Origin of the sequence: Rhizobium sp. 1399, from assembly GCF_031455475.1 — a bacterium.
GTDB lineage: Bacteria > Pseudomonadota > Alphaproteobacteria > Rhizobiales > Rhizobiaceae > Rhizobium.
On sequence record NZ_JAVDSU010000001.1, the window covers coordinates 512,189 to 538,124 of the forward strand.

Annotated in this window: 17 protein-coding genes and 1 pseudogene; 7 read left to right on the forward strand and 11 right to left on the reverse strand. The window is 60.0% G+C overall.

Annotation, left to right across the window (positions count from 1 at the left end):
• Positions 1-162 precede the first annotated feature (162 nt).
• Positions 163-3,882, forward strand: coding sequence for an ATP-binding protein (locus J2X71_RS02755; RefSeq protein WP_310378745.1), 3,720 nt, complete (start codon positions 163-165; stop codon positions 3,880-3,882).
• A 276-nt stretch (positions 3,883-4,158) separates the two neighbouring features.
• Here the strand turns inward: J2X71_RS02755 and J2X71_RS02760 are convergent, their stop codons facing one another.
• Positions 4,159-6,111, reverse strand: a complete 1,953-nt coding sequence (locus tag J2X71_RS02760) for an acetoacetate--CoA ligase (RefSeq protein WP_310378747.1) — start codon at positions 6,109-6,111, stop codon at positions 4,159-4,161.
• Between the two features lie 162 nt (positions 6,112-6,273).
• Between J2X71_RS02760 and J2X71_RS02765 the strand changes: the two genes are divergently transcribed.
• The gene (locus tag J2X71_RS02765; protein WP_310378748.1) at positions 6,274-8,172 is read left to right on the forward strand and encodes an AsmA-like C-terminal region-containing protein; all 1,899 of its coding nucleotides are present in this window, start codon (positions 6,274-6,276) and stop codon (positions 8,170-8,172) included.
• Positions 8,173-8,241: 69 nt separating this feature from the next.
• On the opposite strand, the gene J2X71_RS02770 is transcribed toward J2X71_RS02765, so the two are convergent.
• The 5 genes from J2X71_RS02770 to J2X71_RS02790 all read right to left on the reverse strand — a co-directional run bounded on the left by J2X71_RS02770 (position 8,242) and on the right by J2X71_RS02790 (position 13,833).
• Positions 8,242-9,060, reverse strand: coding sequence for an ABC transporter permease (locus tag J2X71_RS02770; RefSeq protein ID WP_310378750.1), 819 nt, complete (start codon positions 9,058-9,060; stop codon positions 8,242-8,244).
• 3 nt (positions 9,061-9,063) lie between these two features.
• Complete coding sequence (locus J2X71_RS02775) at positions 9,064-9,975, reverse strand: ABC transporter permease subunit (RefSeq protein ID WP_113324877.1); 912 nt, start codon at positions 9,973-9,975, stop codon at positions 9,064-9,066.
• A gap of 4 nt (positions 9,976-9,979) precedes the next feature.
• Positions 9,980-11,122, reverse strand: coding sequence for an ABC transporter ATP-binding protein (locus J2X71_RS02780; RefSeq protein ID WP_310378752.1), 1,143 nt, complete (start codon positions 11,120-11,122; stop codon positions 9,980-9,982).
• Positions 11,123-11,213: 91 nt separating this feature from the next.
• The gene (locus J2X71_RS02785) at positions 11,214-12,311 is read right to left on the reverse strand and encodes a polyamine ABC transporter substrate-binding protein (RefSeq protein ID WP_310378754.1); all 1,098 of its coding nucleotides are present in this window, start codon (positions 12,309-12,311) and stop codon (positions 11,214-11,216) included.
• A gap of 127 nt (positions 12,312-12,438) precedes the next feature.
• Complete coding sequence (locus J2X71_RS02790) at positions 12,439-13,833, reverse strand: short-chain fatty acyl-CoA regulator family protein (protein WP_310378756.1); 1,395 nt, start codon at positions 13,831-13,833, stop codon at positions 12,439-12,441.
• A gap of 177 nt (positions 13,834-14,010) precedes the next feature.
• Between J2X71_RS02790 and aceA the strand changes: the two genes are divergently transcribed.
• The 3 genes from aceA to J2X71_RS02805 all read left to right on the forward strand — a co-directional run bounded on the left by aceA (position 14,011) and on the right by J2X71_RS02805 (position 16,756).
• Positions 14,011-15,300 carry an isocitrate lyase gene (aceA, locus tag J2X71_RS02795; RefSeq protein WP_310378758.1) on the forward strand — a complete coding sequence of 430 codons (1,290 nt, stop codon included), beginning with the start codon at positions 14,011-14,013 and terminating at the stop codon, positions 15,298-15,300.
• Between the two features lie 13 nt (positions 15,301-15,313).
• Entirely contained in the window at positions 15,314-15,550 is a 237-nt protein-coding gene (locus tag J2X71_RS02800; RefSeq protein WP_113323861.1) for a hypothetical protein, read from the forward strand.
• Positions 15,551-15,655: 105 nt separating this feature from the next.
• Complete coding sequence (locus tag J2X71_RS02805) at positions 15,656-16,756, forward strand: helix-turn-helix transcriptional regulator (protein WP_310378760.1); 1,101 nt, start codon at positions 15,656-15,658, stop codon at positions 16,754-16,756.
• Between the two features lie 7 nt (positions 16,757-16,763).
• On the opposite strand, the gene J2X71_RS02810 is transcribed toward J2X71_RS02805, so the two are convergent.
• Positions 16,764-17,633: a LysR family transcriptional regulator gene (locus tag J2X71_RS02810; RefSeq protein ID WP_310378762.1), complete on the reverse strand. Its 870-nt coding sequence runs from the start codon at positions 17,631-17,633 to the stop codon at positions 16,764-16,766.
• Positions 17,634-17,647: 14 nt separating this feature from the next.
• Between J2X71_RS02810 and J2X71_RS02815 the strand changes: the two genes are divergently transcribed.
• Positions 17,648-17,965, forward strand: coding sequence for a hypothetical protein (locus J2X71_RS02815; protein ID WP_310378765.1), 318 nt, complete (start codon positions 17,648-17,650; stop codon positions 17,963-17,965).
• Here J2X71_RS02815 and J2X71_RS02820 read toward each other — a convergent pair.
• The 4 genes and pseudogenes from J2X71_RS02820 to J2X71_RS02835 all read right to left on the reverse strand — a co-directional run bounded on the left by J2X71_RS02820 (position 17,938) and on the right by J2X71_RS02835 (position 24,408).
• Positions 17,938-19,782, reverse strand: coding sequence for a methyl-accepting chemotaxis protein (locus J2X71_RS02820; protein ID WP_310378767.1), 1,845 nt, complete (start codon positions 19,780-19,782; stop codon positions 17,938-17,940). The two genes, J2X71_RS02815 and J2X71_RS02820, sit on opposite strands and share 28 nt — an antisense overlap.
• A gap of 258 nt (positions 19,783-20,040) precedes the next feature.
• Complete coding sequence (locus tag J2X71_RS02825; protein ID WP_310378769.1) at positions 20,041-22,569, reverse strand: methyl-accepting chemotaxis protein; 2,529 nt, start codon at positions 22,567-22,569, stop codon at positions 20,041-20,043.
• A gap of 307 nt (positions 22,570-22,876) precedes the next feature.
• Complete coding sequence (locus tag J2X71_RS02830; protein ID WP_007819333.1) at positions 22,877-23,020, reverse strand: hypothetical protein; 144 nt, start codon at positions 23,018-23,020, stop codon at positions 22,877-22,879.
• Between the two features lie 166 nt (positions 23,021-23,186).
• Positions 23,187-24,408, reverse strand: a pseudogene (locus J2X71_RS02835) (NAD(P)/FAD-dependent oxidoreductase).
• 89 nt (positions 24,409-24,497) lie between these two features.
• Between J2X71_RS02835 and J2X71_RS02840 the strand changes: the two are divergent.
• Positions 24,498-25,934, forward strand: a complete 1,437-nt coding sequence (locus J2X71_RS02840; RefSeq protein WP_310378773.1) for a glutamine synthetase family protein — start codon at positions 24,498-24,500, stop codon at positions 25,932-25,934.
• Positions 25,935-25,936: the final 2 nt, after the last annotated feature.

The window sequence follows — 25,936 nt, forward strand, 5'->3', positions numbered from 1 at the left end:
AATCTTATATAGGGCATTTTATTGTGCATTGCAACATCGTTGTGCGGCGCACAATGCGTTAACCTTGCCGGCCGAAAGCTCCTTGCTCTTCTGGACCGGTCGCAGACCTGCAGTTATTAATAAGCAGTTAATTTGAAGAGGCCGAAAGCGACAGGTTCGATCATGCCCGCAGTCCAGTATCCGTTCATCGACATTGCCGTGCATGCGCGGGTTCGTGAACGATTTTCGCGTGGCGAGGCCATGGTTCTGTTCTCGGGCGACCTTTCCCACTTGCTGTGGGCAAACGGTGCCGGCGCCGAGCTGTTTGGCCATGCTGCGGTCTATGACCTGCTTGATCAGGGCGTCAGCCACGCCGACATCACCTTCCGCCAGCTCGAGGCGACTGCCCGCCAGCTTGGCGAAGTCGGTGACCAGAAGACTTTTATCATCCGCATCGCCAAGGGTTTCCAGCGCGTTCAGGCTCCGGCTTCGTCGGAGCTCATCCGTCTCGCTTCTGGCGAGAAAGCCATCCTGTTTTCCGTTCCGGTCTCCACACGTCCGCTGACGGCTGGCGCAAGTGCTGCGCAGATGCTGCAGGGCCTCGATGACCCAGATACGCATATGGCAGTGATAGGGGCCGAGGGCGAAGTCATTGCCGCATCGCCAGGTTTCGCCTTGCTCGGCATCACGCAGCAAGCGGCAAGGACGCTCATCACGCTTGCCGGCGCCCATCCAGACCGGCTGGTGAAGCGCCCGGTTGCGACCGGCCGCGGCCACTTGCCGGCTGCCGTCGGCAAACTCAACGACGAGCCCGCACTCCATCTTCTCTTCGCCGTGGAAACGTCGATCGGTCATCTCGATCCCATCGAGCCCTCCGCCAAGGTGGAAGAGCCTGCGCCGCAGGAAACTGCACCTGCGGAAGCCGCAGCGGATGAAATCGCTGATGTTACCGCACCCGTGGCTGGCTTTACCGAAGCCGAAGCGATCGACGCCGTTTCCGGCATCGAAGAAGTCGAGGAAACTCTGGAGGAAATCATCGGCGAGGCCGAGGAGCCGGTTGAAGTCAGCGAACCGGCCGAGGTCGAAGCCCGTTTCGAGCCGTCGGCAGATGAGAGCATTTCCGAGCCCGAAGCAGCGGTCGTCGAAGACTCTGGCGAGCAGCCGATGGATCAGCCGAGCAAAACTTTTGCCTCAACGGAAGAGACCGTTGAGACAAGCGCAGAGGCTCCGGTTGTGGAGCAGGTTGAGCCGGCCACTTCCGTCGCCGAAAACTTCGCGGCAACACCGGTGGTCCCGGAGGAGCCTGAAAGCGCACCGAAGAGCAGCTTCGTCTTCAAGCCGAACAGCCGCGCCACCCGATTCGTTTGGAAGATCGATGCGGAAGGCCGCTTCAGCGAAGTTTCGCATGAATTCGCCGAGGCTGTCGGCCCGCATGCGAGCAACATCATCGGCAGCGCTTTCTCCGACGTTGCCGCCCTCTTCAACCTCGATCCGGAATCAAAGCTCTCCGAGGCCTTAGCGCGACGCGATACCTGGTCAGGCAAGACGATCTACTGGCCGATCGAGGGCACGAGCCTCGTCGTGCCTGTCGATCTCGCCGCCCTGCCGACCTATACGCGCAACCGCGACTTCGATGGTTTCCGCGGCTTCGGCGTGGTGCGCCTGTCGGACGCGCAGGAAGATCCTCTCGCACTCGGACTGACGCTCGGGCCTGACGGCATCGGTCATGATGCCTCCTATCTTGGCCCGGTCAATGAAACCGCGCCGGAAGGGGCTCAACTGCCGCAAGAGGAATCTGAAGAAATTGCCGAGGCTGAGCCGCAGGCCGAAGATGCAGTGAATCCAGAGCCTGATGTCGAAGAAGACACCGGACCGGACGTGGAAGCAGCGACAGAAGTAACCACTTCGGAAGAAACGGCCGCAGCGGAACCTGTCGCCGAGGAGCAATCCGCCGCTGAGTCTGATGTTGCCGAGCAGCGGGAAGAGCCGCCGGCGCTACGCCTTTCCGAAACGCCGAGCCGCCGCTTCACCGACAAGATCGTGCAGTTGCACAGTGCCAGTAGCGGTCTGACGGCTGCCGAGCAGGCGAATTTCCGCGAGATCGCCAAGCGCCTCGAAGCCTTCGGCGCGCGCAGCGAAGAGCCGGTCGCCACCCCACAGCCGGAACCTGATGTTGAACAGTCTTCGGTGATCGAAGACGTTGTTGCCGAAACTGCTGTTGTCGAGCAGGCAGCACCGCAGGAAGCGATCTACGAAGCCGCGGCAGAACCGCTGCCGGAGGAGGCTGCTGCGCAAGTCGAAGAAACATCGGCTGCTGAAGCGGAAGACGACGTGACCGAAGGTCTGCAGGAGACGGTCAGCCAGATCGCAGTTCTGACCAGCTTCATTCCGCCGCGCGTGAAGATGACGGACGGGCTCTCGGCTGCGACCGTCGATCTGCTGCCCGTTGCCGTGCTGATCCATGCCGGCGACCAGCTGATCCACGGCAATCCGGAATTCCTACGGCTGACGGGCTACGATTCCGTCGAAGCCCTCACCGAAGTGGGCGGCATCGATGCCCTGCTGCAGCGCCACGACCTCGAAAACGGTTCGGGCACTATGATGCTCGTCAAAGCCGACGACAGGCTGGTGCCGGTCACGGCCCGTCTGCAATCGGTTCGCTGGGAAGATTCTAACGCCCTGATGCTGGCGCTGATGCCGGTCGAAAACCGGGAAGAAGGCAGGGGCGAGGTTATCAGGCTCGACCAACGCTCCGACCGGATGGTGGAAAAGGTCGCCAAGCTGCAGGTCGAGGTGGAGGAGCTGCGCTCGATCCTGGAGACGGCAACCGACGGCGTCGTCGTTATCGGCACGGAAGGCGATATCCGCTCGATGAACCGCTCGGCAAGCGCCCTCTTTAACTATGACGAACAGGAAACACGCGGCAAACCCTTCGTCATGCTGTTTGCGCATGAGAGCCAGAGGGCGGTGCTCGACTATCTGCATGGGCTTTCCGGCCACGGTGTGGCAAGCGTGCTGAACGACGGACGCGAGGTGATCGGCCGCGAGGCCGCCGGCGGATTCGTGCCGCTGTTCATGACCATGGGCCGTCTGACCTCATCCAACGGCTATTGCGCCGTCATCCGCGACATCACCCAGTGGAAGCGCACCGAAGACGAGTTGCGCAATGCCAAGGGTGCGGCCGAAACCGCCAACGCCCACAAGACGGATTTCCTGGCGCGCGTCAGCCATGAGATCCGCACTCCGCTCAACGCCATCATCGGCTTTTCCGACATGATGGCGAGCGAGCGCTTCGGGCCGATCGGCCATCCGCGCTATATCGAATATGCCAACGATATCGGCCGTTCCGGCCGGCACGTCCTCGACATCGTCAACGACCTGCTCGATATTTCCAAGATCGAAGCGGGCGAGATGGATCTCGATTTCGCTTCCGTCGGCCTCAACGAAGCGATCTCGGAAGCGGTGGCACTGGTGCAGCCGCAGGCAAACAGCCAGCGGGTCATCATCCGCACCGCCCTTTCGCAGTCGGTGCCCGATGTCGTGGCCGATCTTCGCTCGATCAAGCAGATCGCGCTGAACATCCTGTCGAACGCTATCCGCTTCACGCCGTCAGGCGGGCAGATCGTCGTTTCCACTTCCTATGAGGCGAACGGCAGCGTCGCGATGCGGGTGCGCGATACCGGCATCGGCATGACGCGCAGCGAGCTCGACCAGGCGATGAAGCCATTCCGCCAGGTATCGTCCACGCAGTCACGCCATCGCGGCGACGGCACCGGTCTCGGTCTGCCGCTGACCAAGGCAATGGTCGATGCCAACAGGGCGATTTTCTCGATCAATTCTGCGCCGAACGAAGGCACGCTGGTGGAAATCACCTTCCCATCGCAACGCGTGCTGGCGGGCTAAAGCATCTATCTCCGCGCAATTCCGGCGCAAAACCACTGGACACTTTTGCCGGAATTACTCGCCAAAGAAAAGGCAGCCAATGGCTGCCTTCGAGAGTTGGTGCTGGTAAAACAAGAGCTTAGTCGATCAACGTCATGTTTCGGGAACCGCAGTTCCAGACCATCTCTTCATGTATGGTCTCCAAGTTGGCTTCACCTTTGACAAACCTTTCTTAACGAAAGGTTTCCAAAACGCGGAATTGATCAACGGCAAAAGCTTGTAGTTTAGCAGCCACTATCAGACCTTTAGCTCTTCCAGTCCGGCGAAAAGCTTGAGTGCCTCGGGGTTGGCGAGCGCCTCCTGATTTTTCACCGGCCGGCCGTGAACGACCTCGCGCACGGCAAGTTCGACGATCTTGCCGGACTTGGTGCGCGGGATATCGGCGACCGCGATGATCTTGGCCGGCACGTGGCGGGGAGAAGCGCCGACACGGATGCGGGTCTTGATCGCCTTGATCAGATCCTCGCTCAAGGTGACGCCGGCCGCCAGGCGGACGAAGAGCACGACGCGCACGTCGTCATCCCAGTCCTGGCCGATGCAGAGCGCTTCGGCCACTTCGTCCATCTGCTCGACCTGATTGTAGATTTCCGCCGTGCCGATGCGCACGCCGCCAGGATTGAGCGTCGCATCCGAACGACCGTGAATGATCAGGCCGCCATGTTCGGTCCATTCGGCAAAATCGCCGTGGCACCAGACATTGTCGAAGCGCTCGAAATAGGCGGCGCGGTACTTGGCGCCATCAGGATCGTTCCAGAACATGACCGGCATTGACGGGAAGGCCTTGGTGCAGACCAGTTCGCCCTTTTCCTGACGGACCGGCTTGCCTTCGTCATTCCAGACGTCGACGGCGAGGCCGAGGCCAGCTCCCTGGATCTCGCCGCGCCAGACGGGTTGCAGCGGATTGCCGAGCACGAAGCAGGACACGATATCCGTGCCACCGGAAATCGAGGCAAGCTGGACGTCTTCCTTGATACCTTCATAGACGAAGGCGAAACCTTCAGGCGACAGCGGCGAACCGGTGGAGGTGATCAGCCGCAAGCTCGACAGATCATGGCTCGTGCGCGGCGTCAGTCCACTCTTGCGCACTGCGTCGATATATTTGGCCGAGGTCCCGAAGATCGCGAATTCCTCCTCGGCCGCATAGTCAAAGAGCACATTGCCATTAGGCGCGAAAGGCGATCCGTCGAAAAGGCAGAGCGTGGCGCCGGAGGCAAGGCCGCTCGCCAGCCAGTTCCACATCATCCAGCCGCAGGTGGTGAAGTAGAAAAGCTTGTCCCCCGGCTGCAGTCCGCAATGCAGGCGATGCTCTTTCAGATGCTGAAGCAGCGTGCCGCCGGCAGAATGCACGATGCATTTCGGTACGCCTGTTGTGCCCGAAGAAAACAGAATATAGGCCGGATGGGCGAAAGGCAGCTGCACGAACTCGATCGGCTTCGGCGCATAGGGAGCAACGAACTCTGAAAGCGTCTTGCCGCCGGCGGTTTCGCGCGCGACCTCTTCGGCGTTGCCGGCATAATGGACCACCAGCGTCGGCACACCGAGGCTCTTGGCGACGTTCGCCACCTTTAACTTCACGTCCTGCAGCTTGCCATTATACCAATAGGCATCGCAGGCGATGAAAAGCTTCGGCGCGATCTGCCCGAAACGATCGAGCACGCCTTGCTCGCCGAAGTCCGGAGAACAGGACGACCAGATGGCGCCGATCGAGGTTGCCGCCAGCATGGTAGCTATCGTTTCCGGCATATTGGGCATCATGGCCGCGACACGGTCACCTTCCCCAATGCCGAGCGCGCGAAAGCCCTGCTGGAGCTGTGATACAAGCGCGCGCAGGCGATCCCACGACCAGCGGTCTTCGACCTTGTCCTCACCGCGGAAAATGATGGCATCGCCCTGCCCGCTTCCGCTCAGCAGATTTTCGGCGAAGTTCAGGCGCGCCTCGGGAAAGAAGCGCGCTTCCAGCATGCGGTCGCCGTTAACGAGAATATCCGCGCCGCGCTCTCCCTTCACGCCGCAGAAATCCCACAAGGCCGACCAGAAGCTCTCCCGATCGGCGATCGACCAGGCATGCAGATCCTCAAAACCTTTCAAGGCGAGACCGAAGTCTCCATTGCAGCGCTGCATAAAGGCATGGATCGGGCTATTTTCGATCCCATCTTCCGTGGGCTTCCAAAGCGGCTGATTTTCCTGCATTCAATCCTCCTCCCCAATGCGGAACTTATAGCATGCTGCATTGCATTATAAAGTGTGCAGCGACGCGATCCGCCGCGCGTGGGATTTGCATATGCCCGGTATTTCATATATCCGGCAAAATCAGAAAATAACGGGTAACCGGCTGAAGTTCCGGCGGAGCTCATGGGTACGTCAAGACAAGGCAGATGGCGAAAAAGGATCGGCCCCGTCTCGCGCTGGCTGCCGGCATTTGCCCGTATCTCCACCATCCTATTGTTAATCGGGCTTGCCTTCTTCCTCGCGCTCAGGATCGCCGCTCCCTATCTTATTTCCACCGGCTTCGTGCGCTCCGGCATCGAGGATGCCCTATCGAAATGGACGGGCTATCACGCCGAGATCAAGGGCAACCCCGTCCTCGAATTCTGGCCGACGCCACGCATTACGCTAAACGACGTCACCATCCGCCAACCGCGCGAAAGCGGCGACAAACAGCTCGGCCGCATCGAGAGCCTTTCAGCCGATTTCAGCCTGATCGATGCGCTGCGCGGCCGCACTCACTTCCACGAATTTCACCTGCTGCGGCCCAGCCTCGCGCTGACGCGCGATGAGAATGGCCTGATCGACTGGAGCTATACCGGCCTTCTGGCACGAGCCATCGTTGGCGTGCGGGATGACAACGGCACCGAGGTTCTCGATCCGAAGCTCGACGCCGATATCGGTGCCGTGACGGTGGAGGATGGCACGCTGACCCTGACCGATACGCAGACAGGCAATGTCTACCACTTCGACAGCGTCGCAGCCGATATCGCCTGGCCGAAGCTGTCGAGGGCCATTTCAGCCGTCCTCATTGCCCGGTTCAACGGCGAGGACCTGAAGGTCGATTTTGCCTCTGCCGCGCCGCTGCTGGTCTTCGGCGGCAAGAATGCCGAGATGAAGGCCTCGATCGCTTCCAACCTGATGACCGCGCGTTTCCAGGGTGTCGGCAGCATGGTGAGCCTCTCCTCGGTCTCAGGCAACATCAACGCCAGTTTTCCGGATGTGCAGGCCCTCCTGAAATGGTCCGGCAGATCTATCCCGGGGATCGAGTCGCTGAAGAGCGCGTCGATGACCTCGGATGTAACGTCGGTATCCAACGGTTTCCGCTTCAACAATGTCAGTATGGCGCTGAACGATGCGAGCGCCACCGGTGTGATGGATTTCACCGTCGCACCCGGCAAGCGGCCGAAGATCGGCGGGACGCTTGCCTTCGACCAGATGAACCTTAAGCCATTCCTCGATGCCTTCGCGCTCAGACTTGCCGCCGGCGGCCTTGGCGACTTGCTGCTACCGAGCCCTCTCGGACCGCTGCAACTTCTTGATCTCGATGTGCGGCTTTCCGCGCGACAGGCGCAGATGGGTATCTTTTCACTTGCGGATGTCGGCGCCAGCGTGATCGTCGCCGGCGAGGAAGCGAAGTTCGATATTGGCGACAGCCAGTTCGAGGGCGGCGAAATGACGGCCCATCTGGAGGCGACCCGTCGCGATTTCGATGGTGGCGGCAAATTGCAGCTTTCGATCCGCAACGCGGATTTCAATGCGCTTGCCGAAAAATTGCAGCTCAAGGGGCCGCTGCCGCATGCGACGGGATCTCTCGATCTTTCGCTGGAGACGCCGAAGGCGATCTGGACGACGGGACTTGCCGATGTGACCGGCAAGCTCAGATTCTGGACAGCGGCGGGTTCCATTCCCGGCGTCGATGTCTATGCACTTCGTACGCAGGCAGCGCAGAAGCCGTTCTTCGCGCTGAGCTCCACTGGAAACGGATCCTTCGCCTTCAGTAAGCTCGATCTTCAGGCCGACTTTGCCAATGGCACAGCGGAAATCCACAATGCGCGATTTGCCGGCTCCGATCAGACGCTGACGCTATCAGGCGTCATCACTTATCAGTCGAACGGGCTTGCGCTCTCCGGCGCGCTGGAAGCGACCGATCCGGCAAAAGCGGCCGATCTGCCGCGCCTGCCCTTCTTCATGGGCGGCTCGTGGCCGAACCCGGTCATTTCGCCGGTGCCGCTGTTCAACGTACCGACGAAAACCCAGCCTTAGCGCCTTTCCTGGTCAGTTCTAGAGCATTTCCGGACGCAAAACCGCTACAGGTTTTCTCTGGAATTGCTCTTAAGCTGTCGCCGCCGCGGCCCTCTCATCGCGCTCGCGCTGCACTTCGCGGCGCTTGGTGACGACAGATGCACAGATGACGCCTATCGCCACGATGGCGATCAGAATGGTGCAGACCGCATTGATTTCCGGCGTCACGCCGAGACGCACCTGGCTGTAGATCTTCATCGGCAGCGTGGTTGCGCCCGGTCCTGACGTGAAGCTCGCAATCACGAGGTCGTCGAGCGACAGGGTGAAGGCCAGGACCCAGCCAGAAAAGACGGCTGGCGAGATGATCGGCAGCGTCACCTCGAAGAAGGTCCTGACCGGCGGGGCGCCGAGATCCTGGGCGGCCTCCTCGATCGACTGGTCGAAACTCAGAAGCCGTGACTGCACGACGACTGCGACGAAGCACATGGTCAGCGTCGTATGCGCCAGTGTGATGGTCCAGAAGCCGCGGTCAAGGCCGATTGCCACGAAGAGGAGCAACAGCGACAGGCCGGTGATGACTTCGGGCATGACGAGCGGCGCGTAGACCAATCCTGAAAAGAGGATGCGGCCGCGGAAGCGCGTGAAGCGCACCAGGGTGATCGCCGCCATGGTGCCGAGGATCGTAGCGAATGTCGCCGACAGCAGGCCGACGCGGATCGTCACCCAGGCCGCATCGAGCAGGGCCTGGTTGGAGAGCAGCGAGACATACCATTTGGTCGAAAAACCGCCCCAGACGGTGACGAGCTTCGATTCATTGAAAGAGAAGATCACCAGAAGCACGATCGGCAGATAGAGAAAGGCGAAGCCGAGCACGACGGAGGTGATGTTAAAGCGGGTCCATCTGAACATGGCTTATTTCCCTGCCTCGTCGGCTTTTGCCTGAACATTCTGGAAGAAGACGATCGGGATCACGAGGATGAGAAGCAGGATCGTCGCCACCGCCGAAGAAACGGGCCAGTCGCGATTGGAATTGAATTCGTTCCAGATCGTCTTGCCGATCATCAGCGTCTGCGAGCCGCCAAGCAGGTCGGGGATAACGAATTCGCCGACGGCCGGGATGAAGACCAGCATGCAGCCGGCGATGACGCCCGGGATCGACAGCGGGAAGGTGACGCGCCAGAAAGCCTGGATCGGCGTGCAGCCGAGATCCTGTGCCGCCTCGATCAGCGTGCCGTCCATCTTCTCCAGCGCCGAGTAGAGAGGCAGCACCATGAAGGGCAGATAGGAATAGACGATACCGATATAGACGGCTGTATTGGTATTGAGGATGATCAGCGGATTGTCGATGAGGTGCAGCGACGTCAGGAACTGGTTCAAGAGCCCTTCCGGCTTCAGGATGGCAATCCAGGCATAGACGCGGATCAGAAAGCTTGTCCAGAAGGGCAAGATCACCAGCATCAGGAGCGTCGGGCGAATGCTGCGGGGCGCCTGCGCCATGCCATAGGCAACCGGATAGGCGATCAAAAGCGTCAGGAAAGTGGAGATCCCGGCGATCACCACACTCGAAATATAGGCATTGAAATAGAGCGGGTCGTCGGTCAGGTAGCCGTAATTGTCGAGGGAGAAGCTCGAGACCTTGTCCCAGAAACCGCCCCAGCCATCAGCGAGAGCGAAGACCGGCTCATAAGGCGGCATGGCGATCGCCGTTGCCGACAGCGAGATGCGGAAGACGATGAAGAACGGCGCCAGGAAGAAGAGCAGCAGCCAAGCATAGGGAATGATGATGACAAGGCGGTTGTAGAAGCGTGAAGTGAAGGTCCGCATGGTCTCAATCCTTCAGCAGCACGCCGCTGTCCTCGTCGAAGGAGACCCAGACTTCCTGATCGTAGGTGAAGGGGTCATCGACGGCGCGCTGTGCGTTGAGGGAAGAAGCCTTGACGACATTGCCGTTCGGCAGTCTGACGTGGAAGACCGTCATGTCGCCGAGATAGCCGATGTCCCAGAGCTCGCCCTTGGCGGCATTGGTCGAGGCATTCCCGGGTGCCGCGCGGGTGACGCGGAGCTTTTCCGGGCGGATGGCGAAACCGAGCGTGCTACCAACGGTCGGGGCGTCGGTCGAGGCCGTGCGGACCGTGAAGCCGCTGTCGACGGCGATTTCGACCGCGCCATTTGAGGCCGTTGTCACCTTGCCGTCGAAAATGTTCACGTCGCCGATGAAATCAGCAACGAAGCGGCAATTCGGTGCTTCGTAGATCTCGGCCGGCGTGGCGACCTGCACCACCTTGCCGTGGCTCATGACTGCAATTCGGTCGGCCATTGTCATGGCTTCTTCCTGATCGTGCGTGACGACGACGAAGGTGAGGCCGAGGCTCTGCTGCAGGTCCATCAATTCGAACTGGGTTTCCTCGCGCAGCTTCTTGTCGAGCGCGCCGAGCGGCTCATCGAGCAGCAACACCTTGGGGCGCTTGGCGAGAGAACGGGCAAGCGCCACGCGCTGGCGCTGCCCGCCGGAAAGCTGGTTGGGCTTGCGGGAAGCGAACTGCTCGAGCTTCACGAGCTTCAGCATCTGCGAGACACGCTCGACCATCTCGTCCTTCGGCATGCCATCCTGCTTGAGGCCGAAGGCAATATTCTTCTCGACCGTCATGTGCGGGAAAAGAGCGTAGGACTGGAACATCATGTTGACCGGCCGCTTGTAGGGCGGCGTGCCCGAAAGATCGGTGCCGTCGAGAATAATTTCGCCCGATGTCGGCTGTTCGAAACCGGCCAGCATGCGCAGCAGCGTGGACTTGCCGCAGCCGGATGCGCCGAGCAGCGCAAAGAATTCGCGGTGATAGATATTCAGCGACAGATCGTTGACGGCGGTAAAATCGCCGAAGCGCTTGGTGACATTCTTGAAGGCAATGAACGGCTTTGCGGATGGATCAGTCCAAGGTGCGAATGCGCGGCGGATATTGCCAAGAGATTTCATATTATTCCCCGAAAATACAAGGTTTCAGCCGGCCTCCACCCGGGCCGGGAATGGAAAGGCCCGGACGTTTCCGTCCGGGCCGAAATCTCGGTTACTGGCCGGTGACGACCTTGGTCCAGATTCGTGTCACCAGACGCTGCGTCTTCGGATCGAGCGGCGGCACGGTGAAGAGCTTGGCCATGATCTCCGGCGTCGGATAGATCGCCGTGTCGTCGATCACCTCCTTGTCGAGAAACTGCTGCGAGGCCTTGTTGCCGTTAGCGTAGAAGACGAAGTTGGATGCCTTGGCGGCGACTTCAGGCTTCATCATGTAGTTGATGAACTCATGCGCCTCTTCGACATGCGGCGCATCCTTCGGAATGCCGAAGACATCGAAGAAGATCTGCGCACCCTGGCTCGGAACAGAATAGTCGACATTTACGCCGGCCTTTGCCTCGGCTGCGCGATCCCGGGCCTGGAAGACATCGCCCGAAAAGCCGAGCGCGATGCAAATATCGCCGTTGGCGAGCGCGCTGATATATTCAGAGGAGTGGAACTTGCGAACGAAGGGACGAACTGCAAGCAGGACTTCCTGCGCCTTGTTCAGGTCTTCCGGCTTCTTGCTGTTCGGATCGAGGCCGAGATAGGCAAGAACGGACGGAATGACGTCTGTCGGCGAATCCAGCATATAGATGCCGCAATCCTTGAGCTTTGCAGCCTTGGCCGGATCGAAAAGCGCATCCCAGTTGGGCTTTTCATCCGTACCGAGTGCAGCCTTCACCTTGTCGACGTTATAGCCGATGCCGGTCGTGCCCCACATATAGTCGACGGAGTATTCGTTACCCGGATCGAAGGTGGCGACGCCCTTCGTCACGACGTCCCACATGTTCGACAGGTTCGGCAGCTTGGACTTGTCGAGCTTCTGATAGACGCCGGCCGCGATCTGGCGCTGCATGAAGGACACGGTCGGAACGACGACATCGTAACCGGTGCCGCCGGCAAGCAGTTTGGTTTCCAGCGTCTCATTGGAATCGAAGGTGTCGTAGACGACCTTGATGCCGGTTTCCTTGGTGAAGTCCTCGAGGATCGAGCTGTCGATATAATCGGACCAGTTGTAGACGTTGACCACACGCTCCTGGGCGAAGGCCGGCGGCGCGGCAAAGAGAGCGACAACGGCCACTGCCGTCAGGTAGGCGATTCTTGACCTCATGATATCTCCTGTTTTTTAAAGGTATCGCGCCCCCGGACACCTCTTATTCCCTCTGGTTTTGCTGCAGACTAGAAAGGATTTCCGGAGCCTACAAGCGCAAAATCCTGCAGTGTCAATGATTTCACAATCACTGAAAATCGAAGCTTCCAAGGCCGGCAGATGTCTCGTCCAGAGCAAGTGGACGTGTCAGCGGCGGCTCGGCCCGGGAAAGGCATCCGCGCCTTTCACAAAGGCGGCAGGCAGGGCCGACTGCAACCGGCAAAGCATCGCCTCGGCCGTAGACCAGACTGTCGCGCAGGGAGGCATCGCAGCCGATCAACATAGCCGTGCGCCGCACCCGCTCGCCGAACTCCACCACCGGCCCTTCGAGCGTGCGCGCAATCGTCAGGAAAGCCGAACCATCAGGCATGGCGACCGTCTCGGCCAACACCCTGCCCGGCTCAAGAAAGACGGCGTGGACATTGAGCTTCGGACAGTTGCCGCCAAAGCGCGCCTGCGGAAAGCCCTGGGCGCCTGTCCTGCGAATGACATGGCCCGCAGCATCGCTCTCCATCATGAAGAAGGGAATGCCGGCAGCGCTAGGACGCTGCAGCATGACGAGGCGCGACGCAGCCTGGCCGAAGGAGACAGCGAAACGGGCGCGGATGAGATCGATGTCGTATCGGCTATTCTGTGCGGCAAGAAGAAAGGCCCCATAAGGCATCAGCAAGGCAAGCGCCGCGCTGCGAGCCAGTTCGAAGCGGGCGATGCGCCGCGCTTCGTCGGATGACAGCGGCAGTTCCTCAAGCGCGGCCTCGATCTCGGACCGCAGGGCGAGCCTTGCTACTTCGATGGCTATTTCCTGTGCCTGATCGGCCCCCGAAAGGCGCTCGGACAGGAAAAGGCGCATCGAGTGACGGTCAAAGCGGCGACGCAGATCCGGCATGACATGAACGGGCAGGATTCGAGTGGCGATACCGCGCTCGTTCTTCAGCCAGTCCTTCAGGTTACCGCCGGCCGCAAGTCCGTTGGCGAAACTTTCCGCCGCCGCCTCGATGTTAGCGAAATAGGCGGGACGGCGTTCCAGCACCTCCCTCACCTCGTCCAGAGGCAGGCGGCCGGGAGCGACCGGTGCACGGCCCTCGCCCGCCATCAGGGCCGTCAGGTCGGAAAGCCGGGCAGCCTGCTCGCGATAGGCGCGGTAGAGCTTGATCATACCGCTCGCCGCATTGGGAGCGGCATCGGCCACTTCGACAAGCTCCTGATCCCCCGGCAGTTCACCCGACAACAACGGATCGGCGAACACCTCCTTCAACTGGCCAAGGCCGCCGGCGGTTTCGCCCTGCAGTTCCTCAAGATCGATGCGGTAGACGGAAGAGAGCTTGAGCAGCAGTTGCACCGTCAATGGGCGCTGATTGCGTTCGATCAGATTCAGGTAGGAGGGGGAGATTTCGAGCGCCTGGGCCATGGCGGTCTGCGTCAACGCCAGCGCATTGCGGATGCGCCTGACTTTCGGCCCCGCAAATATCTTCCGTTCCGCCATGTCACATCCTTTACACTCTTGGATTTACAAGTTTTTACAAAATTACAAAACAACCCTGTAAATTCCTCTCATCCTAACCTCTTTCCTTGCCTGAAATCAAAGGTTTTTCTGGATAAATCGTTTGGTTTTGTAAATTCTGTAAGTGCTCAAGCGTTGGAAGTCAAAGAGGAGATTGGCATGACAGATTTTTACAAACTCATTCGCAATGCCCCTGATGGCCGTTTCGACGGTATCGAGCGGCCCTATTCCGTCGCCGATGTCGAGCGTCTGCGCGGCTCCGTCGCGCTCCGCTACACGCTGGCCGAAATGGGGGCTGCACGCCTCTGGCGGCTTCTGCATGAGGATAATTTCGTCAATGCGCTCGGCGCGCTCTCCGGCAACCAGGCCATGCAGATGGTACGCGCCGGGCTGAAGGCGATCTATCTTTCCGGCTGGCAGGTCGCCGCCGACGCCAATACCGCATCGGCCATGTATCCGGATCAATCGCTCTATCCCGCCAATGCCGGACCGGAGCTTGCCAAACGCATCAACCGCACGCTCCAGCGCGCCGATCAGATCGAGACGGCAGAAGGCGGGGAACTTTCAGTCGAGACCTGGTTTGCGCCCATCGTCGCCGACGCCGAGGCCGGTTTCGGTGGGCCGCTCAATGCTTTCGAGATCATGAAAGCCTATATCGAGGCGGGAGCGGCCGGCGTTCACTTCGAGGATCAGTTGGCCTCAGAGAAGAAATGCGGCCATCTCGGCGGCAAGGTGCTGATCCCCACCGCCGCTCATATCCGCAATCTCGATGCGGCGCGGCTTGCCGCCGATGTCATGGGAGTGCCGACGCTCGTCATCGCCCGTACCGATGCTGAAGCGGCCAAGCTTCTGACCTCTGACATTGACGAGCGCGACCAGCCTTTCGTCGATTATGATGCCGGACGGACGGTCGAGGGCTTCTATCAGGTGCGCAACGGGCTGGAACCCTGCATTGCGCGTGCCGTCGCCTATGCATCGCATTGCGACCTCATCTGGTGCGAAACATCGAAGCCGGATCTGGAGCAGGCGCGCCGCTTTGCCGAAGGCGTCCACAAGGTGTATCCCGGCAAGCTGCTTGCCTATAATTGCTCGCCGTCCTTCAACTGGAAGAAAAACCTCGACGATGCGACGATCGCCAAGTTCCAGCGCGAACTCGGTGCCATGGGCTACAAGTTCCAGTTCATCACACTCGCCGGATTCCACCAGCTGAACTACGGCATGTATGAGCTCGCCAGCGGCTATCGCGAGCGGCAGATGGAGGCCTATTGCGAGCTTCAGCAGGCGGAATTCGCTGCCGAGACGCGCGGCTATACTGCCACCAAACATCAGCGTGAAGTCGGCACCGGCTATTTCGACGCCGTGTCACTGGCGATATCAGGCGGCCGCGCCTCGACGACGGCCATGACGGAATCGACCGAACACGCCCAGTTTAAACCGGCTGCCGAGTAGAGGAGGAAACGACATGGCATCGATTGCGCGCGTCCGCGAACGGACGGAAGAGCAGGCAAGCAGCATGACGGACGACCAGCAGACGGTGATCCGTATGCTTGCCAATGATCTGCACAGGCTGAACCAGTCCGTGATGAAGGCGGTCGAGGCTGGTGTTTCGGTGGAGCTGGTACGCTCCGCCCGGCATCATGGCGGTGACGGCAACTGGGGAGATCTGCTGATCCCCGTCATCGTCGCAAACAGAAATTGAGGGTAGGGTCCGGTGGTAAAGACCACCGGACCTACGCTATTTGACGCAATTGTCAGCACAGCGGAGTCGCGGCATAATTGAGCATATCTTCGAACGGAACTGCATATGCCCGGTTCGCCGCACGCAAAACTCGAAGTTCTGACCGATCTGATCTATGGCGCGCTCTTCGGCGAGACGTCGTGGCAAGCCTTTCTCGATGCTCTGGCCGCGACGATGCCCGATGCCAAGTCGACGCTGTTTTTCCACGATGCCGTCGCGCGCACCGGCGGTCTCTCCCTCTCCTCTGGTCTCGCGGAAAAGGAATCCGAGGCCTATAACCGTTATTATGCGGCCATCAATCCGTGGATGCCGCGCGCCGCCACCCGGCCGATCGGCCTTGGCGTGATCGCCGATCAGATGCTGCCGCGCGATCAGCTTCTGAAGACGGAATTCTACAGCGATTACCTTCGCTGGATCGGCTGCGAAAGCAGCGTCGGCGTGACGATCATGCGGGAACGCGGACGCTCCTTCAATCTTTCGACGCTGACCTCGTCTTCCGATCCGGATTTCAATCGCACGAATGCAGAACTGCTCAGCGACCTGGCACCGCATCTGCGCCGCGCCTTCGATTTCATTCGCCGCGAGCACAGCGATCCCCATAACAACGAAAACGGATTGGCGCTCTTCGACGCGATCGGCGTCGGTATCGTGTACATCGGCGAAGATCAGAATATCCGCTCGATCAACAGCGAGGCGGAGCGGATGATTGCCGAGGGCGAAGCGATCGGCGTGACCTCGACCGGGCGGATCATGATCAATGACAGCGAGCTTGCCTCCCGCCTGTCGGCTCTGCTGCGCCACCGCTTGCAGGCATTTTCGCCGGCAAGCACGCTGATCAGGATGAAGGACACCAGCTTCAAATGCACGTTGGTGAGGATGCAGTCGGATTTCATCACCGAATTTCTCGAGGGACCGACGGTGGCGATGATCATCGAGCGGCCGAGCCTGCCATTGCGCCCCGATCTCAATGACGCCCTGCTCCGTATCGACCAACTGACGGCGGCAGAAATGCGGATTGCTGCCGGCATCACCGCGGGCCTGTCGCTGCGCGAAGTCGCGCGGACGAACGATGTCAGCTACGAGACCGCACGCTCGCATCTGAAGAACATCTATTCGAAGCTCGGGGTGAACAGCCAGGTGGGGCTCGTGCGCCGGCTGATGCCATAGAGCCAGATTATCCGCGACTGGCGCGCTTGCCGGCGAAGAGGTCGGTATAGCTTTTCAAAAGCTTCGTCATTCGGTCGGCAACCGTGCGGATTTCCGGGCGGTGGCGGTCTTCGGCATTCATGACGATCCACTGGCGGTGACGCAGCTCCGGCAGCTCACCGCCGCACCGTTCCAGCTCGGGATCGAGATCGCCGACGAAACAGGGCAGTACCGTCTTTCCCGCGCCCGCACGCACCAGATCCGGCAGGGAGCGAGGGCGGTTGACGGTCGCGACGATGGCGGATGCAGCATTCTGATAAGGCCAGCGCAGATAGGCGGAGATCGCATCCTCTGCGCCGACAGCGATCCATCTGGTGTCGTCCTGGCTGGCATTGCGTCTGATGTAGACGGCATAGGCGACTTCGCCGAGCAGACGGGCCGCGAGATTGCTTTCCTCCGGTTCGAAGGCGCGGATGCCGATATCGCTTTCCCGGTAATTCAGGTTCGCGCGGGCCTCGCCGATCGTCAAGGAAATGCCGAACGTGTCCCCGGGCATACGGATCGCTGAAAAATTCTCCGTCAGCAGCCAGGAGATCCATGTGCCGGCAGCGATCCTGACGGTGGCCCCACCTTCGGACGATTGCCGCCATGCTTCGACTTTGCGGGCGGCCGCCTCCATCTCCTGCAGATGATCGACGAGGGTTTGCCCATCAGCGGTCAGGCGGTAGCCTGTCTGGCTGCGGTGAAAGAGTGTGCGGCCGAGTTCCTGCTCCAGATCGAGCATGCGCCGGCCGATCGTCGCTGGGCTCAAAGCAGTGGCAGTGCTGGCGCCCGTCAGGCCGCCGGTGCGGGCGACCTGCAGGAAAAGCTGATAGGAGTCCCAATTGCTGTTTTTCATGAGTGAAAAACATAATGGGATTTCGCCCGTTCAAAAAGCGAATTTTGATGTGTAGATCAATTGATGTCCAGAAACGAGAGGACATCACGATGATCGATAATTTCATAATCGCAGACATTGCCGGCCGAATGCAGCGAGCAAGCTTGCTGCAGCGAACAAGACGCGACCGGATAAAGGAAGAGGATGCCTTCTATAACAACGCAGGAAGCAGCTTCCTGGTGCGATTTGCAGCCTGGCTGACGCTGCCGGCAGACGAGGCCGCCGCTCGCACGAAGGTGCGGCCCGACGAAGACGAATTCGGATGTCAGGCCGCCTGTCTCACGCGGCCATGACCGGCAGCGCCTTCGGCGAGGCGGAACTGCTCTATGAGCGCCATCAGCATGTCGGCCTCTTCCGCTAGCTGCCTGCTTGCCTGCGTGGTTTCGGCTACCATGGAGGCATTCTTCTGCGTCATCTGGTCCATGGCGTTGACGGAACTGTTGACGTCCTGAAGGGCGGCCGACTGGTCGCGGCTTGCCGTGGCGATGGTTTCGACGTGGCCGCTGATTGCGATGATCTCGTGGCTGATCGAGGCGAGCACGCTGCCTGTCTTCTGTACGAGTTCGGAACCGGCATTTACCTCGCGGGTCGACTGTTCGATCAGCACCTTGATTTCCTTGGCGGCAGTGGCCGAGCGCTGGGCAAGCTCGCGGACTTCCTGAGCCACGACGGCAAAGCCCTTGCCAGCCTCACCGGCGCGCGCCGCCTCGACACCGGCATTCAGCGCCAGCAGGTTGGTCTGGAAGGCGATGTCGTCGATGACGACGATGATCTGTTCGATACGCTGCGAGGCGTCTTCAATGCGGCCCATGGCGGCAACGGCATCACCGACGACGGTGCCGGAACTGTCGGCCGTCCGTTTGGTCGCGGCAACGACATTGTTTGCCTCATGGGCGCGTTCGGCCGACGAGCGGACCGTAACGGTGATTTCTTCGACAGCAGCGGCCGTTTCCTCGAGGCTTGCAGCCTGGGATTCCGTGCGCCTGGAGAGTTCGTCAGCCGAGGCGGAGACCGAACCGCTGTTGCGCTGGATGGAAGCGGCACTCGCCCGAATGCGCGTCAACGTATCCTGAAGGCGTTCGAGCGAAGTGTTGAAATCCATGCGGAGCTGTTCGAGCCGGCCGACAAAGGGTGTTTCGATGGTCTGCGAGACATCGCCCTGTGACAGGCGTCCGAGACCGGCGGCAAGCTGATTGACGGCAAAATCGATCTGGCCGTCGAGTGTGCGCTTCTCCGCATCGTTGCGGCTGCGCTCGGCATCGTTCAGGGCACGCTGTTCGGCGGCCTGCGTTTCCAGTTCCTGGCGAGCGACTGCGCTGTCGCGGAAGAGAGCGAGCGCACGGCCGATGTCGCCGAATTCGTTCTTCTTTTCGACGCAGGGGACGGCGCTAACGAGGTCGCCCGATGAAATGGCGCGCACGCTCGACGTCAGCGCCTGCATCGGCCTGACGGAACGGCGGATCGCATAGAAAGCGAGCACGCCGACGAGCAGCATCACCACGGCACCGACGCTAAGAACCAGCGTCTGCAGTTCGTTCATACGCTGATAATAGACTTCCATGGGTATGCCGATGAAGAGGATGCCGATCGTGGCACCCGAGGGATTCTTGACCGGGAAATAACCCGTCATGAATTTGCGGCTGAAGAGGTCTGCCGGACCGTAATAGGCGTTGCCCTGCGCCAGTACCGGCTGGGCGGGATGATCTGCGGCGAGCTTGGTGCCAACGGCACGGTCGCCATTTTCTTTCTTCACATTAGTGGAGACGCGGACGTAATCGCCTCCCTGCTTTTCGAAAATGGTGGCAACGCCGGCAATCGACTGCGCCGTGCGGTCAACCAGCGAATAATCGCCAAAGGCGGGGATCTTGTCTTCGGTCACGCCTGACAGCGCGTTGTCCTTTACATCGATGCGGACATCGGCATCGCTTGCGCCGTAGAGAACCGCCATCGAGCGGCTTGCATCCTTCGCGTCGGATACTGCGCTGTCCATGACATAGCTGCCGAGATTGTAATAGGTCACGCCGACAATCGCTGCGGTGCTGCCGGCAAGCAGAAGCAGCGTGATCGCAACGATCTGGCGCACGATGGATGTCGAAAAGAAACGCGGCATCTGGAACCTCTGGCGAACACAACCTTTATGATTTTCATAAGAATGCGTTAGGGAAAATTTTCTCTTAACGCAGGGTTCGCGCTGAGCCTTTTACTTGTCTTTTTTCAAATCTAGTATGATTTCATGAATGCATTATCTGCAAGAAGGGCAGGAATTTTTCAATCCACCCGTCTCCTCACAACCTTTGCGTGATTTATTTTACGCACAAAAATGGCCCCGGAGACGGGGCCATTTGCGTTGCGGATGGGAAGGCTGAAATCAGGCGGCGCGGTACATGTGCATGTCGCTGTCGCCGTCGATCTTGAACTGCTGCACGAGATGCAGCAGCGCATCCGCCTCGTTTGCGAGTTCGCGGCTCGCGGCAGTGGTCTCTTCTACCATTGCCGCGTTCTGCTGGGTCATCTGGTCCATCTGGTTGACTGTGGAGTTGACCTCCTGCAGCGCGCTCGACTGGTCGTGGCTTGCGCGGGCGATCATTTCGACATGCTGGCTGATCGTGACGATCTGGGCGCTGATCTTGGCGAGAACCGTGCCGGTTTCCTGGACGAACTGCGAACCGGAATTGACCTCATTCGTCGACTTGTTGATGAGGCCCTTGATCTCCTGTGCGGCAGCGGCAGAGCGCTGGGCCAGCTCGCGGACCTCCATGGCGACGACTGCGAAGCCCTTGCCTGCTTCACCGGCGCGGGCGGCTTCGATACCGGCGTTCAGAGCGAGCAGGTTGGTCTGGAAGGCGATCTCATCGATGACGCCGATGATCTGCTCGATCTGGCGCGAGGCATCCTCGATGCGGCCCATGGCGTCGATCGCGTTGTTGACGACGACGGCGGAGTCGTCGGCGCTGCGCTTGGCCTGGCGGACGATCTGATCGGCATCCTTGGCGCGCTCGGCGGAGGAGCGGACAGTGACGGTGATCTGGTCGACGGCGGCAGCCGTTTCTTCCAGCGATGCAGCCTGCTGCTCGGTACGCTTGGCGAGATCCTCGGAGGACTGGGCCATCTGGTTGCCGTTGCCCTGGATCATCTGAACGTTGTCGCGGATCTGGCTCATCGTGGCCTGCAGGCGCATCATCGAACCGTTGAAGTCCTGACGGAGCTGTTCGAGACGGCCGATGAAGGGTCTATCGATCGTCGTCGAAATATCGCCCTGCGACATGCGCTCGAGACCGGCGGCGAGCTCATTGACGGCATACTCGATCTGGCGGTCCATCTCGCGCTTTTCGGCATCGTTGCGCTGGCGCTCATGCTCGGCGGCCTGACGCTCTTCGTCGCTCTGTTCCTCGATACGGATCTTGGAGAGGGCATTTTCCTTGAAGATGCCAAGCGCCCGGGCAATGTCGCCGATTTCGTCGGAACGCTTCTCGCCGGAGATGTTGGTGTCGAGCGCACCTTCGGCGATGCGGCGCATGGCGGCAGTGATCTGGGCGATCGGCCGCTGCAGCGTCAGCACCAGCGCGATGCCGCCGATGATAGAGACCAGGATGCCGAGCGCGGTCGTGCCGACGGAGATACTGTTGGCCTGGTCGCGCTCGGTGCCGGCAGTCTGCTTCTGCTCTTCCGCGAAGCTGGTCAGCTGGCCCCAGACGCCGTCGAGCTGCTGTCGCGCAGCGGCATAATCGGTCGTACGCTGATTGATCACATCGACGAGGCTCTGCGCACCCTTATCCATCGAAGCGAGAGCTGGCGTAATCGCGTCGACAATGTCGCCGGCGAAATTCATGCCTTTGGCGCTTGCCTGAAGGGTGTTCAGCATGGTGTTGAGCGTGGCGATTTCCTGGTTCAGGCGAACGCGATTTTCCTTGCTCGGCTTGGCGTTGAAATCGGCGAGCACGAGCTGCAGCGAATAGATGGAGCTTTCAAGGCGCCGTGTATCCTCCAACACGGAGTTGGTCTGGGCGATGCGGCTGTCGAGCTCCACGAAAGTCGTTGTTGCCTCGCGCATCATCTGCGTGGCGGTGAGCTGTGTGTAAGTCGACATCTGGCGGAAGCGGGAAACGAGACGACCAAGGTTGGCAACGCCCTCATCCGTGCTGGCCTCCGGCGCCGTCGCCTGAGCCTTCAGGTCGCTGACGGTCTGCGCCATCGACTGCGTCATGCTCTTCTGGTTCTGCGGCACGGAGATTTCGATCATGCGCTGCGCCTTGACGATCGCCGGCAGCGCATCGGTCACGACCTTCAGCTTGTCAGTTGACGTCTGCGCCTTGCTGAAATCGTTCATGGCGGTTGCCAGCGTATCGCCGCCCTTCAGCAGCCGGTCGGCTGCGCGCAACGTCGCCGTTGCATTGCCTTCATCGGTGCGGATGTTTTCTTCCAGCTGCTTGGCGTCGTAGCTGACATTGAAGCGGTTGGTAATCATCACCTTCTGCGCGTCGTCGATCTGCTTGCGAAGGGCAACTTCCTGCTCGTGCAGGGTCCAGAGCTTGCCGACGGTCTCCGAAATGCCGTTCGTGCCTTCGATGGCAGCCTGCAGGTTTTCATGACCGGCATTATCGCCGATCTGCGCCATGGTGGCGTCAAGCGTCTGCCCCTGGGTTTTGATATCGGCATGGAGTTTGTCGCGCGCCTGCTCGTTGGTTGTCTGCAGGAAGTCATCCATCGAGGCGTAGAGATCCTTGAACCCGCTCAGCGACTGGAGAACGCTGTTGGAAATCTCCATCCGGCCCTGCAGCAGACCGGAGGCATAAAGACCGGTCAGACCAACGGCGGAAATGGTGATGACGAATGGCAGAACAAAAATCAGAACCTTGGTCTGAATCTTGAAACGAGAAAGAATCTTGTCAATGAACATGGCGCGTCGTGCCTTTCATACACCACTCCTCCCGCCGGCAGCCTTCTGGCGCCAGCCGGGTGCATATCGAGCTGATCTACTAACAGTTGGGAAAACCCTGGAACGGGCGGCAATCATTGCCAGTTCATTTCCGGCGAGGCCGGAAACACCCAAATATTCGTCTACAATGTGTCAGATTAGATATTAATTTTCGGATAAGCGGTGAGAGCGCGTTAGCCGGATCGCACAATAGTTGCAAATTGCACGCTGCGGAATCGCGATATATCAAGTCGCGAGACCGAGAACTTCCATTTCAAGCTGCGAAAGATCAGATGAAGTGGGAAAGAAGAACAGCAATGCTGGCGGCGGTTGCGCCGGCTGCGAGCATCAGATAGCGCAGAGTTACGAGCTTTGTATCAGGCTTTGCCTGGGCAATTGCGATGGCGCGGGCGCGTCGAGTGTTTCTGTTCATTGCGAAACCTCACTTCTATCTAAGCATAACAATCCAACAAAACGGCTTGCCGGTAAAGCTTAATTTAGGAACGGCTTTGCCAACCTGCCATTGAGACAGGATGGCGCAGCCAATCTTAAGAAGTCTTGAATCGGCTAGAAGGTTTCACGTCTACAAATATTAGCGTTTACAATGCCTCACCGGCGGCAAAACCGGAGGCCCAGGCCCATTGGAAATTATAGCCGCCGAGCCAGCCGGTCACATCCACACATTCACCGATGAAATAGAGACCGGGAACGGCCTTGGCCTGCAGGCTGCGGGAATCGAGCGCCGTCGTATCGATGCCACCGAGGGTGACTTCCGCCGTGCGATAACCTTCCGAGCCGGAGGGTCTGACTGACCAGTTCTGCGCCGCCTCGGCAAGCCGGGTCAGCAGCTTGTCGGAGAGGTCGGCCATGTTGCCGCTGATCGCTTCGCGTTCGACGATATATTGCGCCAAGCGCTTCGGCAGGATTTCACCAAGCGCCGTCTGTGCGGATTGGCGCCCGTTTACCTGTTTCGCTTTCTTCAGATGCGCGGCAATATCGACATCCGGTTCGATATCGATGGTGATCGCATCACCTTCCCGCCAGTAGGAGGAAATCTGCAGGATGGCGGGGCCGCTGAGACCCCGGTGGGTGAAGAGCAAGGCTTCGCGAAAGGCAGTCTTGCCGTGACGGATCTCTGCGGGCGCAGAGATGCCTGACAAAGGCGCGATGCTTTCGAGCAAGATCGGATCGAGCGTCAGAGGCACAAGGGCGGCGCGCGTTTCGGCAACGGCCAAGCCGAACTGCTCGGCAATGCGATAGGCAAAGCCGGTTGCTCCCATCTTCGGAATGGATTTCCCACCCGTTGCGATGACCAGCGAGGCGGCGTCGAAGACCCCTTCGGAGGTCGAGACACGGAAGTCGCTTTCGGTCTTTTCCACTCCTGATATTTCGACACCGAGATGCCAGGCAGCACCTGCCGCACGCATCTCGTCGAGCAGCATGAAGATGATGTCCTTGGCGCTGTTGTCGCAGAAAAGCTGGCCAAGCGTCTTCTCATGCCAGGCGATCCCATGCCGGTCCACCATGGCGATGAAATCGGCCGGCGTGAAACGGGCAAGCGCCGACTTGCAGAAATGCGGATTGGCGGAGAGGAAGTTCTTCGGGCCGGCATTGATATTGGTGAAGTTGCAGCGGCCGCCGCCGGAGATGCGGATCTTTTCGCCCGGTGCGCGGGCGTGATCCAGCACGGTGACGGAATGACCACGCTGTCCGGCGCGGATGGCGCACATCATGCCCGCGGCACCCGCCCCGATGACGATCACATCGCTCTTGTGCCGCAAAATCCATTTTCCCTGCTGAAATCGCGTCTTCTTTTTCCATCAGAGGGCGAAAGTCAACGCCTTCCACCCCCTCGCCAATTGCCAAACTCCGGTTATGATGGCGTTACGATCAACGCAAACCGGTGTGTCATGTCCCCAAAAAAGACGACGCTGAAGCCTGCCAGAAACGTACCCGCCTCGAAGAAATCCCCTCCTGATCCCGGATCTCTGCGCGGTGTTGCGAACTGGAAGGAAGCAGCGCAGTGGCTGAGGGCACGCGGTATCGAAGACATCGAATGCATCACGCCGGATCTTGCCGGCGTGCCGCGCGGCAAGATGATGCCGTCCTCCAAATTCACCTCCAACACATCGCTCGCACTGCCTTCGGCGATCTACCGCCACACGATTTCAGGCGAATATCCCGAGGAGACCGAAAGCTTCCGCTACGAGCCGCGCGACAGCGACCTGAAGCTCGTGCCCGACCTTTCCACCCTGTCCGTCGTGCCTTGGGAAGCCGACCCGACCGCGCAGGTCATCTGCGACATCGTCAATTCCGACGGACAGGAAGTTCCCTACACGCCGCGCAACGTATTGAAGCGCATTCTCAGCCTCTATGCCGAGCGCGGCTGGAAGCCGATCGTGGCGCCGGAAATCGAATTCTATCTCGTCGCCACGAATGACGACCCGGACTATCCGCTGCATCCGCCCAAGGGACGTTCGGGTCGTTCGATTCTCGGTGGCCAGGGCTATTCGATCGCCGGCATCAACGAGTTCGACGAGTTGATCGACGACATCTACCACTTCTCGGAAAAGCAGGGCCTCGAGATCGATACGCTGATCCACGAGGAAGGACCGGCGCAGCTCGAAATCAACCTCCGTCACGGCAATCCGATCGAGCTTGCCGACCAGGTGTTTCTCTTCAAGCGTACGATCCGCGAGGCGGCGCTGAAGCACGATATCTACGCCACCTTCATGGCAAAGCCGATGCAGGGCCAGCCGGGTTCGGCAATGCATATCCACCAGTCCGTGGTGGACATCAACACCGGCAAGAACGTCTTCTCGAACAATGATGGTTCGGCCTCGAAGGAATTCTTCCACTTCATCGGCGGTATGCAGAAATACGTGCCGAGCGCGCTTGCCATGCTGGCGCCATACGTGAATTCCTACCGCCGCCTGCAGCCGGATATGTCCTGCCCCGTCAACAATGCCTGGGGTTACGACAACCGCACGACGGCCTTCCGCGTGCCGGTCTCCGATCCGCAGGCGCGGCGCGTGGAAAACCGCCTGCCGAGCTCGGATGCCAATCCCTATCTGGCGCTCGCCGCTTCGCTTGCCTCCGGTCTGCTCGGCATCACTAAGGAAATCGAGCCGACGGCGCCGACCGAGGATTCGGCCAATGAGGGCTCGATCGACCTGCCGCGCGGCCTTCTGGAAGCCGTGGCACTGCTTGAAGACGAACCGGCATTCGAGGAAGTCTTCGGCAAGGAGTTCATCGGGCTCTATGCCGGCGTGAAGCGGGGCGAGTTCGAAACTTTCATGCAGGTGATCAGCCCCTGGGAGCGGGAATTCCTCCTTCTGAACGTGTGAGG